The organism is Pseudomonas sp. BB438 (assembly GCF_057180225.1).
On the sequence record NZ_CM170001.1, the window covers coordinates 2,056,973 to 2,075,387 of the forward strand.

Genomic DNA, 18,415 nt, shown 5'->3' on the forward strand with positions numbered 1-18,415 from the left:
CATGAACCGACTGCTGCTCGCCGCCCTGATCGCCCTTGTCCTGCCGCTGGCGCAGGCCGATGAAGGCCACTGGCAGGCGACCTGGAGCGCCAGCCCGCAACGTACCTGGGGCACGGAGGTGCCGCTGCCGCTGGGTGTGCCGGCAGTGATCGGCGATCACACGTTGCGGCAAACCGTAAAGGTCAGCCTGGGCGGGCAGCGCATGCGCATCGTGCTGTCCAACGCCTATGGCAGCCAGCCGGTGGCCATCGGCGGTGCGGCCGTGGCGCTGGCGGCGCCGGCCGGGCGGCTGGCCGGGCCGAGCCGGCGGCTGACGTTCGCCGGCCAGCCCACGGCCTACATCGCACCGGGCGCTGAGCTGCTCAGCGATCCGCTGGACCTGTCCGTGCCGTCACTGGGCGAACTGGCGGTGTCGATCTATCTGCCGCAACCGACCGCCATCGCAAGCTTCCACTGGGACGGCAAGCAGCGTGTCTACGGAGCGTCGGGCGAGCAGCTCGACGCGGCGCAACTGCCGGCGGACGGCAAGATGGAGGCGCGGCTGTTCCTCGCCGATGTGCTGGTGGAAACTCCCGAGCCGCGCCCGGTCGTGGCGGTACTGGGTGACTCCATCACCGACGGCCGTGGTGCGAGCCTCGATGGCGACCAGCGCTGGCCGGACGTGCTGGCGCAGCGCCTGGCGCCCCGTGGGACAGGCGTGATCAATGCCGGCATCTCCGGCGCGCGGTTGCTCTCCGACGGCATGGGGCAGAGCGCCCTGGTGCGCTTCCAGCGCGACGTGCTGGGCAAGCCGGGCGTGAAGGTCGCCATCGTGCTGCTGGGTATCAACGACATTTCCTGGCCCGGCAGCACCTTTGCGCCGAACAATCCGCTGGTGCAGTACGAGGACCTGATCGCCGGCTACCGGCAACTGATCGGCCAGGCCCATGTGCGCGGCGTGCGTATCGTCGGCGCGACCCTCCTGCCATTCGAGCGTGCGCTCACCGGGTCGCCCATCGAGAACTACCACGCGGCCAACAAGGAAGTGCTGCGCCAGCGAGTGAACCAGTGGATTCGCGAGAGCGGCGAGTTCGACGGGGTGGTGGACCTGGATGCGCACCTGCGCGATCCCGCGCATCCGCTACGGTTGCTGCCGGCCTACGACAGTGGTGACCACCTGCATCCCAACGATGCGGGTAACCGGGCGATGGCGCAGAGCGTGGATATCGAGGCGTTGCTCAAGGGTGTCCTGTAGAAAGTCACAGCGGACGCTGATCGCGGGCATGGCCCGCTCCTGCAAGGTCCACGCACCACAACTTGCAGGAGCGAGCTTGCTCGCGAACCGCTTTACCCCGTGCCCGCCGGTGAGCTGTGTTCGCGAGCAAGAACTGGGCGTCCCCCCTCGCTCCTACGAAAAGCAGCCGGGTCTACTCAACTACCGAACACCGGCCCGACGCTGTCGTCGTCCATGCCGCGCTCCAGCTTGATCTTCAGCGCCAGGTCAGTGCGCGAATCAGCGAACTTCAGCGCATCGGCCACGCTTACCCGGCCTTCCTCCACCAGCTTGTAGAGGCTCTGGTCGAAACTCTGCATGCCGCTTTCCAGCGCGCGCTCCACCGCGCCCTTGAGTTCGGGCAGTTCGTCACGCTGGATGATGCCGCGGATGTGTGGCGTGCCCAGCACCAGCTCCACCGCCACGGCGCGGCGCTGGTGGCTGCCGGGTACCAGACGCTGGCCGATCAGGGCCAGGAGGTTCTGCGACAGGTCGGCCAGCACCTGCGGGCGCGCCTCGTCGGGGAAGAAGCGGGTGATGCGCTCGATGGCGTGTCGGCAGCTGGTGCCGTGCAGGGTGGCGACGCACAGGTGGCCGGTTTCGGCGTAGTGCAGCGCGTGCTGCATGGTGGCGGCATCGCGGATTTCGCCGAGCATGATCACGTCCGGCGCCTCGCGCAGCACGTTGCGCAGCGCATCCTCGTAACTGTGGGTATCCAGGCCCACCTCGCGCTGGTCGATGATCGATTTCTTGTGCATGTGGAGGAACTCGATGGGGTCCTCGATGCAGACGATGTGCCCTGAACGGTGGCGGTTGCGGAAGTCCAGCATGCTTGCCAGGGTCGTCGACTTGCCGGCGCCGGCCGCGCCGATCACCAGGATCAGCCCGCGGTCCTGCATGGCCAGCTTGTCGAGGATCGATGGCAGGCCGAGGGCGGTGACGTCCGGAATCACCTGCTTGATCAGGCGGACCACCATCGCCACTTCGCCGCGCTGGAAGTAGATGTTCGCGCGGAAGCGCCCGACGTCCGGCACGCTCAGCGCCAGGTTCATCTCCAGGTCGCGCTCGAAGTCCTGGGCCTGGGCTGGCGACATCAATTGCCTGGCCAGGGTCTTCACCTCTCCCGGTTGAAGCACGCGCTGGTCCGCCGGCTGGCTGTGGCCCTCGGCCTTCAGGTGGGGCGGTGCGCCCACGCTGAAGAACATGTCCGAGCCACCGCGCTCGGGCAGCAGCCGCAGGTAATCGATAACGTCGGGGAGGGGGGTATTGCTCATGGGACCGTCCTTAGAGGCGAGAGGGCGCTTCTGCATTGAGCCTAGCTGCAATGCCGGACGGGAGCCTAGGGAAGGCAGCGGCACGCCGTGTTGACGTGCCGCAGGGAAGCACCTCAGGTCGACAACTGATTGGCGAACTGGCCGACGGCGTTGACCACGCGCTGGGCGCTGTCCTGGATCTCGATGATTACCGTGCCGGCCTGGCCGGATAGTTCCAGGCCCAGTTCCGCCTGCTGCTTGCCGCGGTCGACCATCGCCACCGCCTGGCCGGCCAGGTGCTGGTTCTGTTCGACCACGCGGGTGATCTCCTCGGTGGCGGCGCTGGTGCGCGAGGCGAGCTGGCGCACCTCGTCGGCGACCACCGCGAAACCGCGCCCCTGATCGCCCGCGCGGGCGGCTTCGATGGCGGCGTTGAGGGCGAGCAGGTTGGTCTGGTCGGCAATGCTGCGGATGCTCTGCACCAGCGCGCCGATGGCCTGGGACTGGCGATCCAGCGCTTCGATGCCCTGCGCCGCTTCCTGCATCCGGTCAGCCAGCTCGCGCATCACTTCCACGGTCTGCTGCACGACGGCTGCACCCTTGGTCGCGCTGTCGTCGGTGGTCTGCGAGGTATCGAAGGCAATGGTCGCTGCCTGGGCGACGGCGTTCTCACGGTGCACTTGCTCGGTAATCACGGTGGCGAACTTCACCACTTTGTAGAGACGGTCGTGGGCGTCGATGATCGGGTTGTAGGACGCTTCCAGCCAGACTTCGTGGCCACGGTTGTCGATGCGCTTGAAGCGGCCGGTGACGAACTCGCCGTGGCGCAGCTTGGCCCAGAAGGCCTCGTACTGCGACGAGTTGTACTCGGAGGGCTCACAGAACATCCGGTGATGCTTGCCCTGGATCTGTGGCAGGCTGTAGCCCATGGCGTTGAGGAAGCGGTCGTTGGCGTTGAGCACCTCGCCCTGCAGGTTGAACTCGATCACTGCGGTAGAGCGCTGCAGCGCCTCGATCAGGTTCTCGTGCTCGCGGGAGTTCTCGATGGTGCGGGTGAGGTCGCTGGCATAGATCGAGAAGCGCTGGATCACGCCGGCACTGTTGTGCACCGGCTGCAGGATCGAGCGCAGCCAGGCCTCCTCGCCATCCCCGCGCAGCAGGCGGATGACCCCGGCCAGGTGTTCGCCGCGCTCGATGGCGTGCTTCACCTTCAGGTGGAAGTCCAGCCCGCGCACGTGATCGGGAATCAGGTCCAGCAGGGCTCGGCCCTTGAGCTGTTCGCCGCGGTGGAGCATCTCCTTTTCGAAGTTGGCGTTCACCGACTCGATGCGCCCTCGGGGATCGAGGAACAGCACGAGCATCTCCTCGTCCAGGCTGGCGCGGATCTCCTCTACGGAGGCGAGTTCTTCACGCAGGGCGGCCAGCTCCTGCTTCAAACGCGAGTTGAACATGCGTGGGCTTTCTCTAGTGGTGAGGCACGAAGGCTGCTGCCGATTCGTTTCACCACTGCATCGGCCGAGATGGCCGCGACTTTAGCCCGTGGACGAGTCGACGAATCCCGCATGGATCAAGGCCTGGCGCCAGTTTTCAGGCGGTGCTGGTCAGGTCCTGACTGGCGGCGATCGCGGCAAGCAGCTGCTCGGTGTCCAGCGGTTTGTGCAGCAACCGGCTGCCGCTGGCGGTGGCCTCGCGCAGACGTTCGGACGAGGTGTCGCCGGTGATGATCAATGCCGGTACCCGGCGTGACAGGTAGCTGCGGATACGCCGGACGGCATCGGCGCCGGTCTGGCCCTGACCGAGACGGTAGTCGGTGAGGATCAGGTCCACCGGTGCGTGGCCGGCGTGGCTGGCCTCGATGTGCCGCTGGCAGGCGAGCAGGGCGCTGGTGCCGGCATAGACCTGGTGGCCCCAGACCTCGAGGAGGTTGCTCAGCGCGTGCAGCACGTCGGGCTCGTCGTCCACCACCATGATGCCCAGGCCGGGGCCGTCGTGGCGGGTTCGCTCTGGCAGCGCCATGGCCTTGAGCGGCGCCTCGGCGAGCGGGACGCGCAGGCTGAACGTCGAGCCGCGTCCGGGCTGCGACTTCACCAGCAGAGAATGGCCGAGCAGGCGCGCGGCATGACGGACGATGGCCAGGCCCAGGCCAAGACCCTGCTTGCGGTCGCGTTCGGCGTTATGCAGTTGGACGAACTCCTCGAAGATCACGTCCTGCAGGCCCGGATCGATGCCGCTGCCGGTATCGCAGACCTGAATCTCCAGTTCGTTGCCGCGCCGCCGGCAGCCCAGCAGCACGCCACCAGCGTGGGTGTAGCGGAAGGCGTTGGTCAGCAGGTTGTCCAGAATGCGCCGCAGCAGCAGCGGATCGCTGTCGACCCATAACGGCCTGCCGTGTACGCGCCAGTCCAGGCAGCGTTCGGCGGCAGTGCCGGCGAACTCGGCGCGCAGGTCGGCGAAGAGTTTGCCGACGCTGACCGGCTCGCGTTCCACCGGTACCACGCCGGCGTCCAGGCGCGAGATGTCCAGCAGGCCGTTGAGCAGATCGCCGAGGTTGCCGAGCATGGCGCGCAGCCGCGCAGCAATGTCGCGCGCCTGGCGGGCATCCACCGGGCCGCGCTCGGCCAGCGCGGCGAGGGCTCCGACGAACAGGCCGAGGGCGTGGATCGGCTGACGCAGGTCGTGGCTGGCGGCGGCCAGGAAGCGTGACTTGGCCTGATCGGCGGCACGGGCACGATCGCGCTGTTCGCGCAGGTCGGTCACCAGCTCGGCGTTCTCCTGACGCAGGTGGATGGTTTCGCACAGGCTGCGGTAGGTCACCCGGCTGTAGTACAGGTTGATCCCGGCCAGGCAGAGGATGAAGAAGCTGTAGGTGGCGTGCTTCTCATCACCTACGCTCAGGCACAGCACCAACAGGGGCAGCAGCATGGCGGTGAGCGAGCCCACGTAGGCCGGCGGAAACGCCGACAGCGAAGGCACAGCCCCGCACACGAGGCCCGTGAGTACGATGCAGGTGAAGGCGAACAGCTGTGGATCGCCATGCACGAACCCGGCCCAGCCCAGCCAGCCCCAGAGCAGGCTGCTGGCCCAGGACAGCAGCGTGGTGCTCCACAGCCAGGTTTGCACCTGCGTGCGCGCCGGGGCTTGCCGGAAGTACGTGCGTGCCAGGACAATCCGCCCGATCGTCAGCGCGTAGAGCGCGGCCAACCAGACGACCATCGCCGTCGGCGACAGGGCATAGCGGAAGATGTACAGCACCGGCAGGGGAATCACCAGGTTGGCGAAGAGCACGGCGTACGACTGTCGGAACAAGAGTTCGACCAGGTCGCGCTGCTGCAGGCTAGTGTGCATATCCGAAATGCCTCAGGGAGACGAATGATGGAAAGGAAGCGCGAACTGCGGGTGTGCATCGCCGATGACCACGGCATTGTCCGCGATGGCCTGCGCCTGTTGCTGTCGACTCTGGACGGTATCGAGGTGGTCGGTGAGGCGGCGGATGGCATGCATCTGCCGGCTCTGCTGGAGGAGTTGCGTGCCGACCTGCTGCTGCTCGACCTGAACATGCCGGGACTCAACCGGTTGCAGTTCATCCATGAGCTGCGCCAGCGTCATCCTCGGCTGAGAATCCTGGTGCTGACGGCCAACACGGAACTGGCCACCGTGCGTTCGGTGCTCGACGCGGGTGTGCATGGTTACCTGAGCAAGGGCGAGGACACCGGTGAACTGCTCGAGGCCATCGCTGCCCTGCGCAATGGCCAGCACTACCTGGCGCGCAGCCTGCGCTTCCAACTGGACCGGCCGGCCGCTCGCCCGCCAGGCGATGCCGATCTGCTGTCGGCGGTGGAGCTGACCAGGCGGGAGCGGCAGATCCTCATCCTGGCCGCCCAAGGACGCAGTGCGCGGGAGATCGCCGAGCACTTCAGCATCAGCCCGCTGACGGTGCGCAAGCACCGTGAGAACCTCATGCGCAAGCTCGACCTGCACAGCCCCGCGGAACTGGCGGCGTACGCCGTGCGCCTGGGTGTGCCCAGCGCCTGAGGTGGATGCTCGTGGCGATTGAGTCAGTGGCTGCATGGGGCCGCTTCCCTGTGGCTGTTGCGAAGCAGGCTACCCCTGGCCGTACGCGGAAAAAATACGGCAACTGCCGTATGTGCCTGAGCGACCACGCTCCCTAACCTGCTCGGACGGACCAGGCGCTGCCCGGATGCACGTCGGCCGATACCCGATCAAGGGACGGATCACACCATGTCATTTCCTGCCTATTGGGCCTCGTTCGCTGTGGCGACGCTGGCCTTTGCCTGCATGCCTGGCCCAGCCATCCTCTACATGACTTCGCAGACCCTCGCCAACGGCCGTCGTGCCGGCCTGCATGCCGCGTTGGGGATTCACCTGGGCTGCTACGCACACATCTTCGCTGCCAGTGCCGGCCTCGCCGCACTGCTGCACCATGCTCCGAATCTCTACCTGACGCTGAAACTGGCCGGCGCCGCCTACCTGATCTGGCTGGGCGGCTCGATGATCTTCGGCCGACGCCGCCTGGGCAGGAATGGAGACGAAACAGGCGAGGAACGCCCCGCGGTGCTGCTCGACAGCATCATCGTCGAGGTGCTGAACCCGAAGACGGCACTATTCTTCCTGACCTTCCTGCCACAGTTCGTCGACCCGGCCGCGAGCCTGCCGGTGGGCGTGCAGTTCTTCCTTCTCGGGATGATCGTCAACCTGGTGTTCTCCACCGCCGACGTGCTCGCCGTGCTGTTCGCCTCGCTGCTGTTTGGTGCCATGGAGCAGGGACGCGGCCAACGACTGATGCCGCGGGTGTGCGGCTCTATCCTGGTGGGGCTGGGGGTCATGCTGGTGGCGCAGGGCGGGATGGTGTAGCGCGGGGAGCGGAAGCGGGCGCCGCCCCGGGAACCGGGAACGGCGCGGGCGAAGCGGATCAGTCCTCGCGGCTGGTCACTTCCACCAGGTGGTAGCCGAACTGGGTCTTCACCGGACCCTGGACGACGTTCAGCGGAGCGCTGAAGACGACCTGGTCGAATTCGCGAACCATCTGGCCCGGGCGGAAGCTGCCCAGGTCGCCGCCGCTGCGGCCGGACGGGCAGGTGGAGTTGTCGCGCGCCACCTGGGCGAAATCGGCGCCGCCTTCGATGGAGGCTTTGAGTTCATTGCACTTGGCTTCGCTGGAAACCAGGATGTGACGGGCGGATGCACGGGCCATGGGATAACTCCTGAACAGGCAGTAGGAAAGGGCGAAGCCTAGCCGATTCCGGTGACGAACCCAATGCTGGTTGCCCAGCGGTACGGCATTTCCCAGCAGGAGCGGCCATGCCGGTGGTCGCGCTCAGGGAGCGCTCCTGCAGGTCGGCTTCGGGTCAGGCCTGCGCTGCGCCCAGTACGTCGCTCAGGTGCTGCTGGTAGCGCTGCACATCGCCCTCGATGTTCGGGCGCTTCATCACATCCACGCAGAGGAAGGTCGGCAACGGGCTCATGCCCAGGAACTGGTTGGCCTTGTGGAAGGGGAAGTACACCGCGTCCACGCCCTTGCCCTCGAAGAAGTCGGTCGGGTCGTCAAAGGCCTGCTGCGGCGCGTTCCAGGTGGCCGAGATCATGTACTGCTTGCCCTGCAGCAGACCGCCGCTGCCGTATTTCTGCGATGCATCGGAACGGGTGCGGCCATCGTTGGCGTAGAGACTGCCGTGGCCGGCGGTGAACACCTCGTCGATGTACTGCTTGACGGTCCAGGGGGCGCCCATCCACCAGCCGGGCATCTGGTACACGATGACGTCGGCCCAGAGCATCTTCTGCACTTCTTCCTGGATGTCGTAGCCGCCGTCGATGAAGGTTTCCTTCACGTCGAAACCGGCGTGGTCCAGGTGGGCGATGGCGGCTTCATGCAGGGTTGCGTTGTAGCGGCCATCGGAATGGGCGAACTGTTTGCCGCCATTGATCAGCAGGATCTTTTTCATGGTGTGGGCCCTGAAGTCAGAAATTGGATGGCGGCAGAATATCGAGCGCAGCGGGCCGGAAAAACCCGTTCTCGGACAAATGATCCGTGCGTGAGAATCAAAAATGCGGAGGATTGATTTGCGTCAGGATTAAGCAATCTTTCCCGCTTCCCAGGACCTCATCCGATGTACGCCTTCATCCTCCAGGCTCACACCCTTCCAGAAAAATCCCAGGCCTTCGAAGATCTGTTCCGTACCTACCTCACGCCCAGTCGTGCCGAGGAAGGCTGCATCCAGTACCACATGCTGCGCGACATCAACGACCCGAGCCTGTTCACCTTCTTCGAGGTCTGGCAGAGCCGCGAGCACCTGGCCACGCATAGTGCGCTGCCGCACATGCGCGAGTTCCACGAGCGGCGCATGGAATACCTGCGCCGCGATTTCGCCATCCAGGAAGTCGAGGTGATGCCGCCGCGCTGACCGGCGCTCACGCCACTACCCTGTTACGCCCGGCTTCCTTGGCCTTGTAGAGATTCGCGTCCGCCGCCGCGATCAGCGCCTCGATGCTGTCCGCTTCGGTGTCCGAGGTGCTGGCCACGCCGACACTGATGGTGACGATGCCGCGCGCGCCCTTCTCGTGGGGCAGCGCGGTGTCCTCTACGGCGCGGCGGATGGATTCGGCCACCTGGGTGGCGGCGGCGGTGTCGCAGCCGGGCAGGATCGCCACGAACTCCTCGCCGCCGTAGCGCGCGGCACCGTCGTTCTCGCGCTGGCAGCCCTGGCCGACCAGGTGTGCGACGTTGATCAGCGCCAGGTCACCGCGGGGATGGCCGTAGTGGTCGTTGTAGGCCTTGAACTGGTCGATATCCATCATCAGAACGGCCAGGGCGCCGTCGCCGTTGCGGCGGCGTTGCCATTCCCGCTGGGCCTTCTCGTCGAACCAGCGGCGGTTGTGCAGGCCGGTCAGCGGATCGGTGTCGGCCTGATTGCGCAGATGGCTTTCCTTGACATCGCGGCGGCGCAAGTGTCGGGTCAGGCGGTAGGCGAAGAAGATCGTCGCGGCGTTGATCGCCACCAGCAGTCCGCTGGTGACCCAGGTGCGTGCGGTCCAGGTGTTGAGGATTGCTTCGCGGCACAGTTCCACCGAGACCACCGCCTGGTAGTCGCCGATGCGCCGGTAGCCGCGCCAATAAGCGTTGGTGGTGCTGCTTTGTTGACGGAAATAGTCATTGCGGCCACTGCCGACGAATTCGCGGAAGGTGCCGATTTCATCCCCATGCTCGCGTGCCGGGTCGTGCGGCCATTGGGCGAGCACGGTGCCATCCAGCAGGCGAATGGTAATGACGCCATGCTTGCCCAGGTCGAGGCCGCGGACGAAGGATTCCAGGTGTTGCAGCTCCTTGATCGCGGCGACCACGCCGACAAACTCGCCGTTCTTGTTCATGACCGCGCGGCTGAGTGCGGTGCTGGTCGAAGAGCCTGGATAGGACGGCATGAAGGGATGGCTGAGCAACAGCCGGCCGGGGTTGTCACGCGCTGTCGTGAAGTAATCGCGCATGGACAGGTCTCGGCTCGATTCGCCGGCATGATTCAGATCCGCCAGCAGCTGGCCCTTGGCATTGGTGACGACCAGCGTGCCGGATTGCACGGAGCCAGCGGCGTGACCTTCCACCAGTTCCTGCAGTACCTGCTGTGACAGTGCCGGCGTCGTTGGCCCGGTCACGACATTGGCGAGCGTCTGCAACGTCTGTGCGTGTACATCAAGATCGCGGTGGAACTCCCGCTCCACCAGCAGCAGGGTGTTCTTGCCGCTGGCGTGGGCGTAGGCCAGCGCATCTTGCTTCATCTGCAGCATGTGCCAGCCGGCCAGCAGCGAAGCGAGGACCGCCAGCAGGAAGGTGAAGCAGAACACGTTGATGGGTTTGAGCACTGCGACCTCCCGCCGTGGCTCCGACATTGTTCAGGTTTCTGGATTGTCCGATATGTCGGGCGGCATACAACGACAGTCCGAGCTCCCCTTGTCTCATGTCAGGCAGCGAGAGAATTTTCCGTGGTGGGTGCCGGCCAACCATTTCCGGGTTTTTCCTTCCGGGTTTTTCCGCCATCGGAACCAGTGCACATGGGCCGCAGCCAAATCCCGGGAAATCACGCATCATTGAACCCTTTTCGCCCATCGGAGCCGTCCATGCCCAGCCAGTCGTTCTTCCTGCGTAGCCTCCTGTTGTCGCTCGGTTTACTGGCCGCTGCCGATGCCAGCGCGGCCGATCAGGACCAACTGCTCGAAGCCATCAACGCCTACCGGGGCGATGTGCAGTCCTGCGGCGGCCAGGCCTCCCAGGTGTTGCCTCCGCTATCGCCGGACGCGCGCCTGGCACTCCCGGCGTCGGCAGGGGAATGGAAGACGGCGCTGAACCAGGCCGGTTACCCGATGAGCAGCGTACGCATGCTCAGCCTCACCGGCCCGCGTGACGTCACGGCGGCCATGAAGGCGTTGCAGGAGAGCTTCTGCCAGGTGCTGCTGGACCCGCAGTTCGTGGACGTTGGCATCGTCCGTGAGGGGGATGACTGGCGCATCCTGCTGGGGCGTCCGCTGCTTCAAGGCAAGCTGGGCACTTGGCAAGCCGAAGGGCAGCAACTGCTGCAGGCGATCAACGCTGCCCGTGGCAAGGGACGCCAGTGCGGCGGACAAGCCTTCGGCCCTGCTGCCGCGCTGAGCTGGAACGCCACCCTGGGCGGCACCGCCGAAGCCCACAGCCGCGACATGGCCAACAACAACTACTTCGACCACAAGGGCCGTGACGGCAGCACGCCGGGTGACCGTGCGGAGCTGGACGGCTACGCCGGACAGCGCATCGGCGAGAACATCGCCGCAGGCCAGGGCAACGCGCAGAAGGTGGTGGACAGCTGGCTGGCCAGCCCCGGCCATTGCGCCAACCTGATGAACCCGCAGTACAGCGAACTGGGCGCGGCCTACGCGGCGGACCCGAAGAGCGACGCGGGCATCTACTGGACGGCGATGTTCGGCTCGCCCTGAGCCATTATCGACCGCCGCTGACTGCGCCCGGCTCGCTGGCCTGGCGCTTCACCTTGGCGGCGAGGATGGCTTCATTGACCGCCGCCAGCGTGTCCGAGGCCGCCGGAAACTCCAACACCCGGCTCTCGGCAAGCGTGGAGACGCGCTCGCCGCTGGTCAGGGTGAACTCCACGAACGCCAGGTGCTCTGTCCAGGAGCGATAGCGCCGAACCATGAAGAGGCTGTGGCGGCTGCGTAGCGAGCTGATCTTCTCCAGTGCAATCTGCCGGTGGCTGTCCTGGCCGCACAGCACCAGTTCACCCTTGTCGATGAAGGCCGGTTCCGCCTTGGACACCTGCAGCCACTCGATGGTGAAGCGCCAGCAGAGCAGCAGCAGGCAGAAGGGCAGGGCGGAGAACAGGGCGACGACGCCACTGAACATCTTCAGCAGCGTGAAGACAGCCATCGCCAGCAGGATCAGCAGGGTGACCGCGCGGTAGAAATGGACGTTGTCGAACTCGGTCTGCGGCAAGAACCGGACTTCCATGTACAGATTTCCTCGGCGACGGCGAATCGGCTTTCAGCCAGACTTTTTAGCAGACTGTGCATCGCTTGCCATGCGAGGCGGGTCACGGTGTGGGGCTGCAAAAGAAAAACCGGCGCCTGGGCGCCGGTTTTCGTGTGTCGCTGCGGGAACCGGACTCGGTTCCCGGATGAACCTGTCACTCAGTGCGGCTGGTTCAGGGTCAGGCGCATGTGACGGTTCACATCCTTGTACAGCAGGTAGCGGAAGCGACCGGGGCCACCGGAGTAGCAGGCCTGCGGGCAGAAGGCGCGCAGCCACATGAAGTCGCCGGCTTCCACTTCGACCCAGTCCTGGTTCAGGCGGTACACCGCCTTGCCTTCCAGTACATACAGGCCGTGTTCCATCACGTGGGTCTCGGCGAACGGAATCACGCCGCCCGGCTCGAAGTTCACGATGTTCACGTGCATGTCATGGCGCATGTCAGCCATGTCGACGAAGCGGGTTGTGCTCCAGCGGCCTTCGGTATCCGGCATCACCTTCGGCTCGATGTCCTGCTCGTTGGTGACGAAGGCTTCGGGCAGCGGCACGCCATCGACTTTCTGGTAGTGCTTGCGGATCCAGTGGAAGCGGGTGTGCTGGCCGCTGGTGTTGCGCACCTTGTAGTCGGCGCCCGGCGGAATGAACGCATAGCCGCCCGGTTGCATGGTGTGCACTTCACCCTGCAGGGTCAGGGTCAGCTCGCCTTCGACGATGAACAGCACCGCCTCGGCATTGACGTCCTGCTCGGGCTTGTCGCTGCCGCCCTGGGGAGCCAGTTCGACGATGTACTGCGAGAAGGTCTCGGCGAAACCGGACAGCGGGCGGGCGATGACCCACATGCGCATGTTGTCCCAGAAGGGCAGGTGGCTGGTGACGATGTCACGCATCACGCCCTTGGGGATCACGGCATAGGCTTCGGTGAACATGGCGCGGTCGGTGAGCAGCTCGGTCTGTGCCGGGTGCCCGCCGTGCGGCGCGTAATAGGTGGACTTGGCCATGGGGTAGTTCCTCATTGTTGTCTTGCTGCCCGGCGCGTGCAGCGCCGTGGTGAGCAATTCGGGCAGAGCGGCTCGCTGGCCGTCGCTGGAAGCCACGATATCCAGCGGCGTTTTCATGCACAAATTAAATGTTGGAATTCGCTGTATTTGATTAATGAATGTGGATGGCGTGCCGCTCAGCCCTTCGTGTCCTGGGCTAGAACCCGCGACAGCACCCGCGCCAGCTCCTTCACCATCGGGTCGACCGACGGTCGGTGCAGCATCGCCACCTCGAACACGTCCACCGAGGGTAGCCCGATATTCTTCGGCAGCACGGCATGCTCCGCCGTCACTGCGCGCTGTGGCAACAGACCGATGCCCATGCCGTCGGCGATGGCCGACTGGATGCCAGAGAGACTCGAACTGGTGAAGCTGATGTGCCAGCGCCGGCCGATCGATTCCAGCGCGGCGATCATTTCATCGCGGTACACCCCGCGCGGCGGAAAGGTGACGATAGGCAGCGGGTCCAGCGCGATGCAGGCGTTCCTGGCGCTGTCGACCCAGCGCGTCTTCTCCGGCCAGCAGGCCACTGCTTCGCGGGCGTTCTGCCGCTGCTTGAGCAGCACCAGGTCCAGTTCGCCACGGTCGTAGCTGGCGGACAGATCGCGGCTCAGTCCGCTGGTGACCTCCAGCTTCACCTGCGGATAGGCGCGGTTGAAGGCGGCCAGTTGCTCGGTGGTGCGCCCGGTGGCGAAGTCGTCCGGCACGCCGATGCGCACCGTCAGCGCCACGGTGGCGCCGGACAGAGCTTCGAGCATTTCGTCATTCAGTGCCAGCAGCCGCCGCGCATACCCCAGCAGCGTGTCACCGGCGTCGGTGGGCAGTACATCCCGATTGCCACGCTCGAGCAGGCGATGCCCGGCCATCTCCTCCAGCCGGCGGATCTTCTGGCTGACGGTGGACTGAGTCGAGTGCAGGCGCGCGGCCGCCGTGGTGAAGCTGCCACAGTCGGCCACCGTGACAATGGCGCGCAGCAGGTCGAGATCGAAGAGACGGGTATTGGGTTTGTCACTGTCACTCATGGCGGTATCGGAAATCTGAATGCGGAACCGCTTTCTAACAGCTCACCCGAAGCTCCCGCAAATCATCCGGTCCCGGCGCTATTCAGAAGTCGACGGATTTTGCCCAGGGATCGTTGGCGCTGCCACGGCGGCGGTCACCCTTGCGACGCTCGTCTTCGAAACGGATGGTTTGTCGCCGGTCGGCGCTGCAACGGCGCTCGCCATGGCGGGTGTCGATTTGGAACTTGGCCTTGGGCGGCATCGCCGCAACGGGCGGGGCGGCGGGTTCCAGAGGAACCAGGCTGAGTTCGTCACAGTTCAGGTCGTCGAAGTTGAAATCACTGAGGTCGAAATCGTCGTCGAGATTCATCGTGCGTCGCTCCACTGCAATACCCTCAGTGGTGAGCGTAGAAGCATGATGGCGTTACGCCGTATCAACCGACGGGCTGCACGTCGGGCTCTTCTGCAGCGACCTCGTGTCCGCTATCCGGGGAAACTCGGAGAGCGTCATCATGAAGCGTCTACCGCTGTCCCTGCCGATGCTGGCGTCCGGCTGCATGAGCAACGCGGCGAACCAGCAGGCTGCGATCAACGCTACCGAATCGCGGGCCACGTTCGAGCTCAATTGCGAGTCGGTTTCCAGTAGTGTGCTGGCGAAGGTCTCCGGCGTGGCCGCGTCCAGCCAGACCAGCAGTTGCTTCGCGGTCTCGGCGTCTTCGGATTGCTGGGCGTTGCCGAGAATGTACTCGGCTTCGGCTCTGAAACCATTGCTATCGGCGAGCATCTGCTGGGCGAGTGCCAGGCTTGAACGAGCCTGCTCATAGTGCTGCTCTGAAGCAGGAGAAGGGGGACTGGCAAACACTTGGGAACAGTGAAATGCCAGGCCGAAGATGAAAGAAGGGACATTGAGGCTACGCATGCTGTCCTTGTCATGGCCGGAGTTTTCCGACATTTGCTTGCCAGCTCTCGCCTCAATCCAGCCAGCTGTGCCACGCCAATCGGATCGCGCCGTCCTGCAGGGGCAGCAGGGTCAGGTTCGGAGCCTTGCGCAGGTCGGTGACCAGCTGACTCCAGGCGGCCGAATCATCGCTTGGGTCCCGGCGCAGGGTAATGCCGAGGTTTTTCAGGGTGGTCGGGTCTGCCAGGAGGGCGGTCACGCGAGCGGACAGCTGATTGTAGGTTGCAGGATGCATGGGAGGTCTCCAGGGGGATCGCAGGGGAGGGGGCACTGTATGTAAATACAGTATTTCCTGTAAAGACCTGCGTGATCATCGGGAGGCGGCTTCCGGACGACGTGAAGGAGAGGGGCCTTGTAGCGGTATGTGAGTGATGAGGTGGTGTTCGATCAGGTGCGCAGGCCTAGGGAATCATGGGATGAAAGATTGGTTTGCCGCTTTCGTTCTGAAAATGGAACGCTAGAGGCGAATTTTGCAGTCTGGTGCATCAAGGGTGTCGAAATTAATCTTTGTTCCATGCAGTGACGCACTGCACACCGAGTCCAAACCTTCCGGCACTGCCGGTACCCACTGAAAGCAAATCGAGGATTTCACCATGACCAACGCCACCTACAACCGCCTGGACAAAGACAACGCCGCCGTACTGCTGGTCGACCACCAGGCCGGTCTGCTCTCGCTGGTTCGCGACATCGATCCGGACAAGTTCAAGAACAACGTGCTGGCGCTGGGCGACCTGGCGAAGTTCTTCAACCTGCCGACCATCCTCACCACCAGCTTCGAAACCGGCCCCAACGGCCCGCTGGTTCCCGAGCTGAAAGCCCAGTTCCCGGACGCGCCGTACATTGCCCGTCCCGGCCAGATCAACGCCTGGGACAACGAGGACTTCGTGAAGGCGGTGAAGGCCACCGGCAAGAAGCAGCTGATCATCGCCGGCGTGGTGACCGAGGTCTGCGTGGCGTTCCCGGCGCTGTCGGCCCTGGCGGAAGGTTTCGATGTGTTCGTGGTGGTGGATGCGTCCGGCACCTTCAATGAGATGACCCGCGATGCTGCCTGGCGCCGCATGGAAGCCGCCGGTGCCCAGCTGATGACCTGGTTCGGCGTGGCCTGTGAGCTGCACCGCGACTGGCGCAACGACATCGAAGGCCTGGCTGCGCTGTGCTCCAACCACATCCCGGACTACCGCAACCTGATCACGGCCTACAGCACCCTGACCGCTGGCAAGTAATCGCGCGCTGAAATGAAAAACCGGAGCCTCGAAAGGGGCTCCGGTTTTTTGCTTTATGGGAGCGAATTGGCTCTCGAATCCCGCAGTGCCTTTCTATGCGGGCGGCCAGGTCTTCCAATCAAGGCGCGCGACCATGCTCATGGGCGGTCCCATATTTTCTACGTATAGCAGCCCGGTGCCCCATCTTCCCTGCCACGAGCACAAAGTGGGCAAAGCGGCATTACTTCCTCTGAACACGCGCTGGTGCTGCACTTCCGGAAACAGCGCCCCGGCCTGACCCCCTACTCACAAGTCCGTCACCGGCAAATTTGAGGTCACATGAACGTCTAGGAGAACTCCTACACGCAGGCAGTCCTATTCCTGCATAAAAGGTCAGTTCGATTAATTAAAGTTTCCTCAGATCACGGAGAGCTACTTGGGTAGTTGAGTGATTCCACTGCGGTGGTGATCGATTGATCCGAGTTGATTGATTCTTGACGTGCTTGCCGGTTATCCCGTCTGGTGCATCTGATCGGTTTTCGGGTTGATTGATGGTTCTACAAGAGTTGCCGCCGCCTCGCTTCCTACATTAAGTCAAATTGAGAGAATGAAATGAAAAAGTTTGCCAAAGCTTCTGTTGCTGCCTCTATCGTTGGTGTAAGCATGTTTGCTGCTAGCGCCTTCGCCGCCAGCGGTACTATCAATATCTCCGGTCTGGTGGAAGACCAGGTTTGCTCTATCGAAGCCGTGGGTAATGCTGCTGGTAATACCCTGGTTCTGCCGACTGTCTTCAAGTCTGATCTGGCGAGCGACGGTGCTACTGCTGGTGCTACTAGTTTCCAGTTCGCACTGAGCGCCTGCCCGACAAGCGGTAGCGTAAGTGCCTTCTTCGAAAGCACCAACGTCGACACCACCACCGGCAACCTGGTGAACAATGCAGCCGATGCTGCTAGTAACGTTCAGGTTCAGATTCTCAATGCCGATGGCCAGGTCATTGATCTGAACACCAACGCCAACAACGGTGTTGTTGCTCTTGATGCGGAAGGTAATGCTCAGCTCGACTACTCGGCTCAGTACATTGCCAAGGGCGGCGCGGCTGGTGCTGGTGATGTAGAGACCCAGCTGGTCTACACTGTTCGTTATCAGTGATTTAATGGTGCTGACTACCGAGTTTTTCGGTAGTCAGCTCATTTTTTTCTGAGAATAGGTGATTTATGAGTTTTTGGATAAGGAGCTGCCTGATTGGTGTGGGTGCAACACTAGTCTCTCTGTCAACTGTTTCATATGCCTCCGTTATTATTTCTGGAACTCGCATTATTTATCCAGGAAACCAAAATGAAGTTGTTGTTGCCTTGCGTAATGAAGGAGCAACCCCTGTCGTTGCACAAATATGGTTGGACAAAAATGCGGATGGAATTCGAGCAAGCGGTAACGGCTCACCTTTCGTACTGACACCGCCTCTTGCGCGCATCGAGTCAAAAAGTGGTCAATCCATCAGGATCACTCAGGTGGGTGCCAAAGAGCTTCCTCAGGATCGTGAGTCCGTATTCTGGTTCAATGTGCTGGAAGTACCACCGCGCGATAAAAAGGGTGAGGGGCTTAATAAAGTCAAGGTGGCTTTTCGCTCTGCCGTAAAACTGTTCTATCGGCCCCAAGGGCTACCGGGGAATCCCGGGGAGGCAGCGCGCGGCCTGCAGTGGTCGGCTGTGGCAGTGGACGGCGGTTATGCTTTGCGCGCCACTAATACTGCAGCTTACGCAGTAAATATAGGTCAGCTGTCAGCCTCTGCGGCAGGAAAAACCTACAGTAGTGTAGAGGGTGGGACAGTACTGCCACTGCAATCATGCGATTTTCGCTTAAAAGGACTAACCTCCAAGCCGAGTGAGATTCGCTATAAGTGGATCAATGACTATGGCGCTAGTGTAGAGCAGGCCGGTCAATTGAATCGCTGATGAGTCAGGAGTGCTTGCTCTAGTTTGATTTTTTAAGTTGTTTTTCCTCGATACCTCTGCAGGCAAAGCGGCACCGTGGCAGTGTTGGTTTAATACCCTTTAAATTTATGTCAAGCCGCCAAGCACTCAAATTTCGTGATGATCAGGTTTCTGCGTCACGACGCAATACCCAATGGTCAAGTTTTTTCTTGAGTCTTTTTCGTTCTAGGTGAGCTTTCTAAGCTGGTGTTGAACATAACTGGA

Annotated in this window: 20 protein-coding genes and 1 pseudogene; 8 read left to right on the forward strand and 13 right to left on the reverse strand. The window is 63.2% G+C overall.

Annotated features, from left to right (window positions below; translation table 11 throughout):
- The first annotated feature begins 1 nt into the window (after nucleotide 1).
- Entirely contained in the window at nucleotides 2–1,234 is a 1,233-nt protein-coding gene (locus AC1ZV1_RS09665; protein WP_484296513.1) for an SGNH/GDSL hydrolase family protein, read from the forward strand.
- 176 nt (nucleotides 1,235–1,410) lie between these two features.
- On the opposite strand, the gene AC1ZV1_RS09670 is transcribed toward AC1ZV1_RS09665, so the two are convergent.
- The 4 genes and pseudogenes from AC1ZV1_RS09670 to AC1ZV1_RS09685 all read right to left on the reverse strand — a co-directional run bounded on the left by AC1ZV1_RS09670 (nucleotide 1,411) and on the right by AC1ZV1_RS09685 (nucleotide 5,850).
- Nucleotides 1,411–2,526, reverse strand: coding sequence for a PilT/PilU family type 4a pilus ATPase (locus AC1ZV1_RS09670; RefSeq protein ID WP_484296514.1), 1,116 nt, complete (start codon nucleotides 2,524–2,526; stop codon nucleotides 1,411–1,413).
- Nucleotides 2,527–2,639: 113 nt separating this feature from the next.
- Nucleotides 2,640–3,218, reverse strand: coding sequence for a methyl-accepting chemotaxis protein (locus AC1ZV1_RS09675; RefSeq protein WP_484297534.1), 579 nt, complete (start codon nucleotides 3,216–3,218; stop codon nucleotides 2,640–2,642).
- A gap of 9 nt (nucleotides 3,219–3,227) precedes the next feature.
- A pseudogene (locus AC1ZV1_RS09680) lies at nucleotides 3,228–3,956 on the reverse strand (PAS domain-containing protein); the annotation flags it as partial.
- Between the two features lie 136 nt (nucleotides 3,957–4,092).
- Complete coding sequence (locus AC1ZV1_RS09685) at nucleotides 4,093–5,850, reverse strand: sensor histidine kinase (RefSeq protein WP_484296515.1); 1,758 nt, start codon at nucleotides 5,848–5,850, stop codon at nucleotides 4,093–4,095.
- Between the two features lie 27 nt (nucleotides 5,851–5,877).
- Between AC1ZV1_RS09685 and AC1ZV1_RS09690 the strand changes: the two genes are divergently transcribed.
- Both AC1ZV1_RS09690 and AC1ZV1_RS09695 read left to right on the forward strand, forming a co-directional pair.
- On the forward strand, nucleotides 5,878–6,537 hold the full coding sequence (locus AC1ZV1_RS09690) for a response regulator (RefSeq protein ID WP_484296516.1): 660 nt from the start codon (nucleotides 5,878–5,880) through the stop codon (nucleotides 6,535–6,537).
- Nucleotides 6,538–6,744: 207 nt separating this feature from the next.
- Nucleotides 6,745–7,377, forward strand: coding sequence for a LysE family translocator (locus tag AC1ZV1_RS09695; protein ID WP_484296517.1), 633 nt, complete (start codon nucleotides 6,745–6,747; stop codon nucleotides 7,375–7,377).
- Between the two features lie 58 nt (nucleotides 7,378–7,435).
- Here the strand turns inward: AC1ZV1_RS09695 and AC1ZV1_RS09700 are convergent, their stop codons facing one another.
- Both AC1ZV1_RS09700 and mdaB read right to left on the reverse strand, forming a co-directional pair.
- Nucleotides 7,436–7,717, reverse strand: coding sequence for a peptidylprolyl isomerase (locus tag AC1ZV1_RS09700; protein WP_192432028.1), 282 nt, complete (start codon nucleotides 7,715–7,717; stop codon nucleotides 7,436–7,438).
- Between the two features lie 154 nt (nucleotides 7,718–7,871).
- Complete coding sequence (gene mdaB, locus AC1ZV1_RS09705) at nucleotides 7,872–8,465, reverse strand: NADPH:quinone oxidoreductase MdaB (protein WP_484296518.1); 594 nt, start codon at nucleotides 8,463–8,465, stop codon at nucleotides 7,872–7,874.
- Between the two features lie 165 nt (nucleotides 8,466–8,630).
- Here mdaB and AC1ZV1_RS09710 point away from each other — a divergent pair, with 165 nt between their 5' ends.
- A complete protein-coding gene (locus tag AC1ZV1_RS09710; RefSeq protein ID WP_484296519.1) occupies nucleotides 8,631–8,924 on the forward strand; it encodes a putative quinol monooxygenase in 294 nt (97 codons plus the stop codon).
- 7 nt (nucleotides 8,925–8,931) lie between these two features.
- Here AC1ZV1_RS09710 and AC1ZV1_RS09715 read toward each other — a convergent pair whose 3' ends face one another.
- A complete protein-coding gene (locus AC1ZV1_RS09715) occupies nucleotides 8,932–10,374 on the reverse strand; it encodes a sensor domain-containing diguanylate cyclase (protein WP_484296521.1) in 1,443 nt (480 codons plus the stop codon).
- Nucleotides 10,375–10,629: 255 nt separating this feature from the next.
- On the opposite strand from AC1ZV1_RS09715, the gene AC1ZV1_RS09720 reads away from it, so the two are divergent.
- Entirely contained in the window at nucleotides 10,630–11,478 is an 849-nt protein-coding gene (locus AC1ZV1_RS09720; RefSeq protein ID WP_484296522.1) for a CAP domain-containing protein, read from the forward strand.
- A gap of 4 nt (nucleotides 11,479–11,482) precedes the next feature.
- Here the strand turns inward: AC1ZV1_RS09720 and AC1ZV1_RS09725 are convergent, their stop codons facing one another.
- From AC1ZV1_RS09725 to AC1ZV1_RS09750, 6 genes are all read right to left on the reverse strand, one after another.
- Nucleotides 11,483–12,004: a hypothetical protein gene (locus AC1ZV1_RS09725; RefSeq protein ID WP_484296523.1), complete on the reverse strand. Its 522-nt coding sequence runs from the start codon at nucleotides 12,002–12,004 to the stop codon at nucleotides 11,483–11,485.
- 179 nt (nucleotides 12,005–12,183) lie between these two features.
- Nucleotides 12,184–13,020 (reverse strand): bifunctional allantoicase/(S)-ureidoglycine aminohydrolase, encoded by an 837-nt coding sequence (locus AC1ZV1_RS09730; RefSeq protein WP_259753931.1) that lies wholly within the window; start codon nucleotides 13,018–13,020, stop codon nucleotides 12,184–12,186.
- Nucleotides 13,021–13,196: 176 nt separating this feature from the next.
- Nucleotides 13,197–14,081, reverse strand: a complete 885-nt coding sequence (locus tag AC1ZV1_RS09735; RefSeq protein ID WP_484296524.1) for a LysR family transcriptional regulator — start codon at nucleotides 14,079–14,081, stop codon at nucleotides 13,197–13,199.
- Between the two features lie 82 nt (nucleotides 14,082–14,163).
- Nucleotides 14,164–14,430, reverse strand: coding sequence for a hypothetical protein (locus AC1ZV1_RS09740; protein WP_484296525.1), 267 nt, complete (start codon nucleotides 14,428–14,430; stop codon nucleotides 14,164–14,166).
- Nucleotides 14,431–14,484: 54 nt separating this feature from the next.
- Nucleotides 14,485–15,012, reverse strand: coding sequence for a hypothetical protein (locus AC1ZV1_RS09745; RefSeq protein WP_484296526.1), 528 nt, complete (start codon nucleotides 15,010–15,012; stop codon nucleotides 14,485–14,487).
- 19 nt (nucleotides 15,013–15,031) lie between these two features.
- Nucleotides 15,032–15,253 (reverse strand): DUF1654 domain-containing protein, encoded by a 222-nt coding sequence (locus tag AC1ZV1_RS09750; protein WP_484296528.1) that lies wholly within the window; start codon nucleotides 15,251–15,253, stop codon nucleotides 15,032–15,034.
- A gap of 358 nt (nucleotides 15,254–15,611) precedes the next feature.
- Here AC1ZV1_RS09750 and ycaC point away from each other — a divergent pair, with 358 nt between their 5' ends.
- The 3 genes from ycaC to AC1ZV1_RS09765 all read left to right on the forward strand — a co-directional run bounded on the left by ycaC (nucleotide 15,612) and on the right by AC1ZV1_RS09765 (nucleotide 18,172).
- A complete protein-coding gene (gene ycaC / locus AC1ZV1_RS09755; protein WP_484296529.1) occupies nucleotides 15,612–16,241 on the forward strand; it encodes an isochorismate family cysteine hydrolase YcaC in 630 nt (209 codons plus the stop codon).
- Between the two features lie 591 nt (nucleotides 16,242–16,832).
- On the forward strand, nucleotides 16,833–17,369 hold the full coding sequence (locus AC1ZV1_RS09760; RefSeq protein WP_484296530.1) for a fimbrial protein: 537 nt from the start codon (nucleotides 16,833–16,835) through the stop codon (nucleotides 17,367–17,369).
- 65 nt (nucleotides 17,370–17,434) lie between these two features.
- The gene (locus AC1ZV1_RS09765) at nucleotides 17,435–18,172 is read left to right on the forward strand and encodes a fimbria/pilus periplasmic chaperone (protein ID WP_484296531.1); all 738 of its coding nucleotides are present in this window, start codon (nucleotides 17,435–17,437) and stop codon (nucleotides 18,170–18,172) included.
- The last annotated feature ends 243 nt before the right edge of the window (nucleotides 18,173–18,415 follow it).

Excerpts from the sequence above, each read along its gene's own strand:
- AC1ZV1_RS09720 (WP_484296522.1), top strand. The coding sequence starts at position 10,630 with ATGCCCAGCCAGTCGTTCTTCCTGCGTAGCCTCCTGTTGTCGCTCGGT.
- ycaC (WP_484296529.1), top strand. The coding sequence starts at position 15,612 with ATGACCAACGCCACCTACAACCGCCTGGACAAAGACAACGCCGCCGTA.
- AC1ZV1_RS09760 (WP_484296530.1), top strand. The coding sequence starts at position 16,833 with ATGAAAAAGTTTGCCAAAGCTTCTGTTGCTGCCTCTATCGTTGGTGTA.
- AC1ZV1_RS09700 (WP_192432028.1), bottom strand. The coding sequence starts at position 7,717 with ATGGCCCGTGCATCCGCCCGTCACATCCTGGTTTCCAGCGAAGCCAAG.
- AC1ZV1_RS09710 (WP_484296519.1), top strand. The coding sequence starts at position 8,631 with ATGTACGCCTTCATCCTCCAGGCTCACACCCTTCCAGAAAAATCCCAG.
- AC1ZV1_RS09725 (WP_484296523.1), bottom strand. The coding sequence starts at position 12,004 with ATGGAAGTCCGGTTCTTGCCGCAGACCGAGTTCGACAACGTCCATTTC.
- AC1ZV1_RS09685 (WP_484296515.1), bottom strand. The coding sequence starts at position 5,850 with ATGCACACTAGCCTGCAGCAGCGCGACCTGGTCGAACTCTTGTTCCGA.
- AC1ZV1_RS09730 (WP_259753931.1), bottom strand. The coding sequence starts at position 13,020 with ATGGCCAAGTCCACCTATTACGCGCCGCACGGCGGGCACCCGGCACAG.
- AC1ZV1_RS09745 (WP_484296526.1), bottom strand. The coding sequence starts at position 15,012 with ATGTCGGAAAACTCCGGCCATGACAAGGACAGCATGCGTAGCCTCAAT.
- AC1ZV1_RS09670 (WP_484296514.1), bottom strand. The coding sequence starts at position 2,526 with ATGAGCAATACCCCCCTCCCCGACGTTATCGATTACCTGCGGCTGCTG.
- AC1ZV1_RS09665 (WP_484296513.1), top strand. The coding sequence starts at position 2 with ATGAACCGACTGCTGCTCGCCGCCCTGATCGCCCTTGTCCTGCCGCTG.
- AC1ZV1_RS09690 (WP_484296516.1), top strand. The coding sequence starts at position 5,878 with ATGGAAAGGAAGCGCGAACTGCGGGTGTGCATCGCCGATGACCACGGC.
- AC1ZV1_RS09765 (WP_484296531.1), top strand. The coding sequence starts at position 17,435 with ATGAGTTTTTGGATAAGGAGCTGCCTGATTGGTGTGGGTGCAACACTA.
- mdaB (WP_484296518.1), bottom strand. The coding sequence starts at position 8,465 with ATGAAAAAGATCCTGCTGATCAATGGCGGCAAACAGTTCGCCCATTCC.
- AC1ZV1_RS09740 (WP_484296525.1), bottom strand. The coding sequence starts at position 14,430 with ATGAATCTCGACGACGATTTCGACCTCAGTGATTTCAACTTCGACGAC.
- AC1ZV1_RS09695 (WP_484296517.1), top strand. The coding sequence starts at position 6,745 with ATGTCATTTCCTGCCTATTGGGCCTCGTTCGCTGTGGCGACGCTGGCC.
- AC1ZV1_RS09735 (WP_484296524.1), bottom strand. The coding sequence starts at position 14,081 with ATGAGTGACAGTGACAAACCCAATACCCGTCTCTTCGATCTCGACCTG.
- AC1ZV1_RS09750 (WP_484296528.1), bottom strand. The coding sequence starts at position 15,253 with ATGCATCCTGCAACCTACAATCAGCTGTCCGCTCGCGTGACCGCCCTC.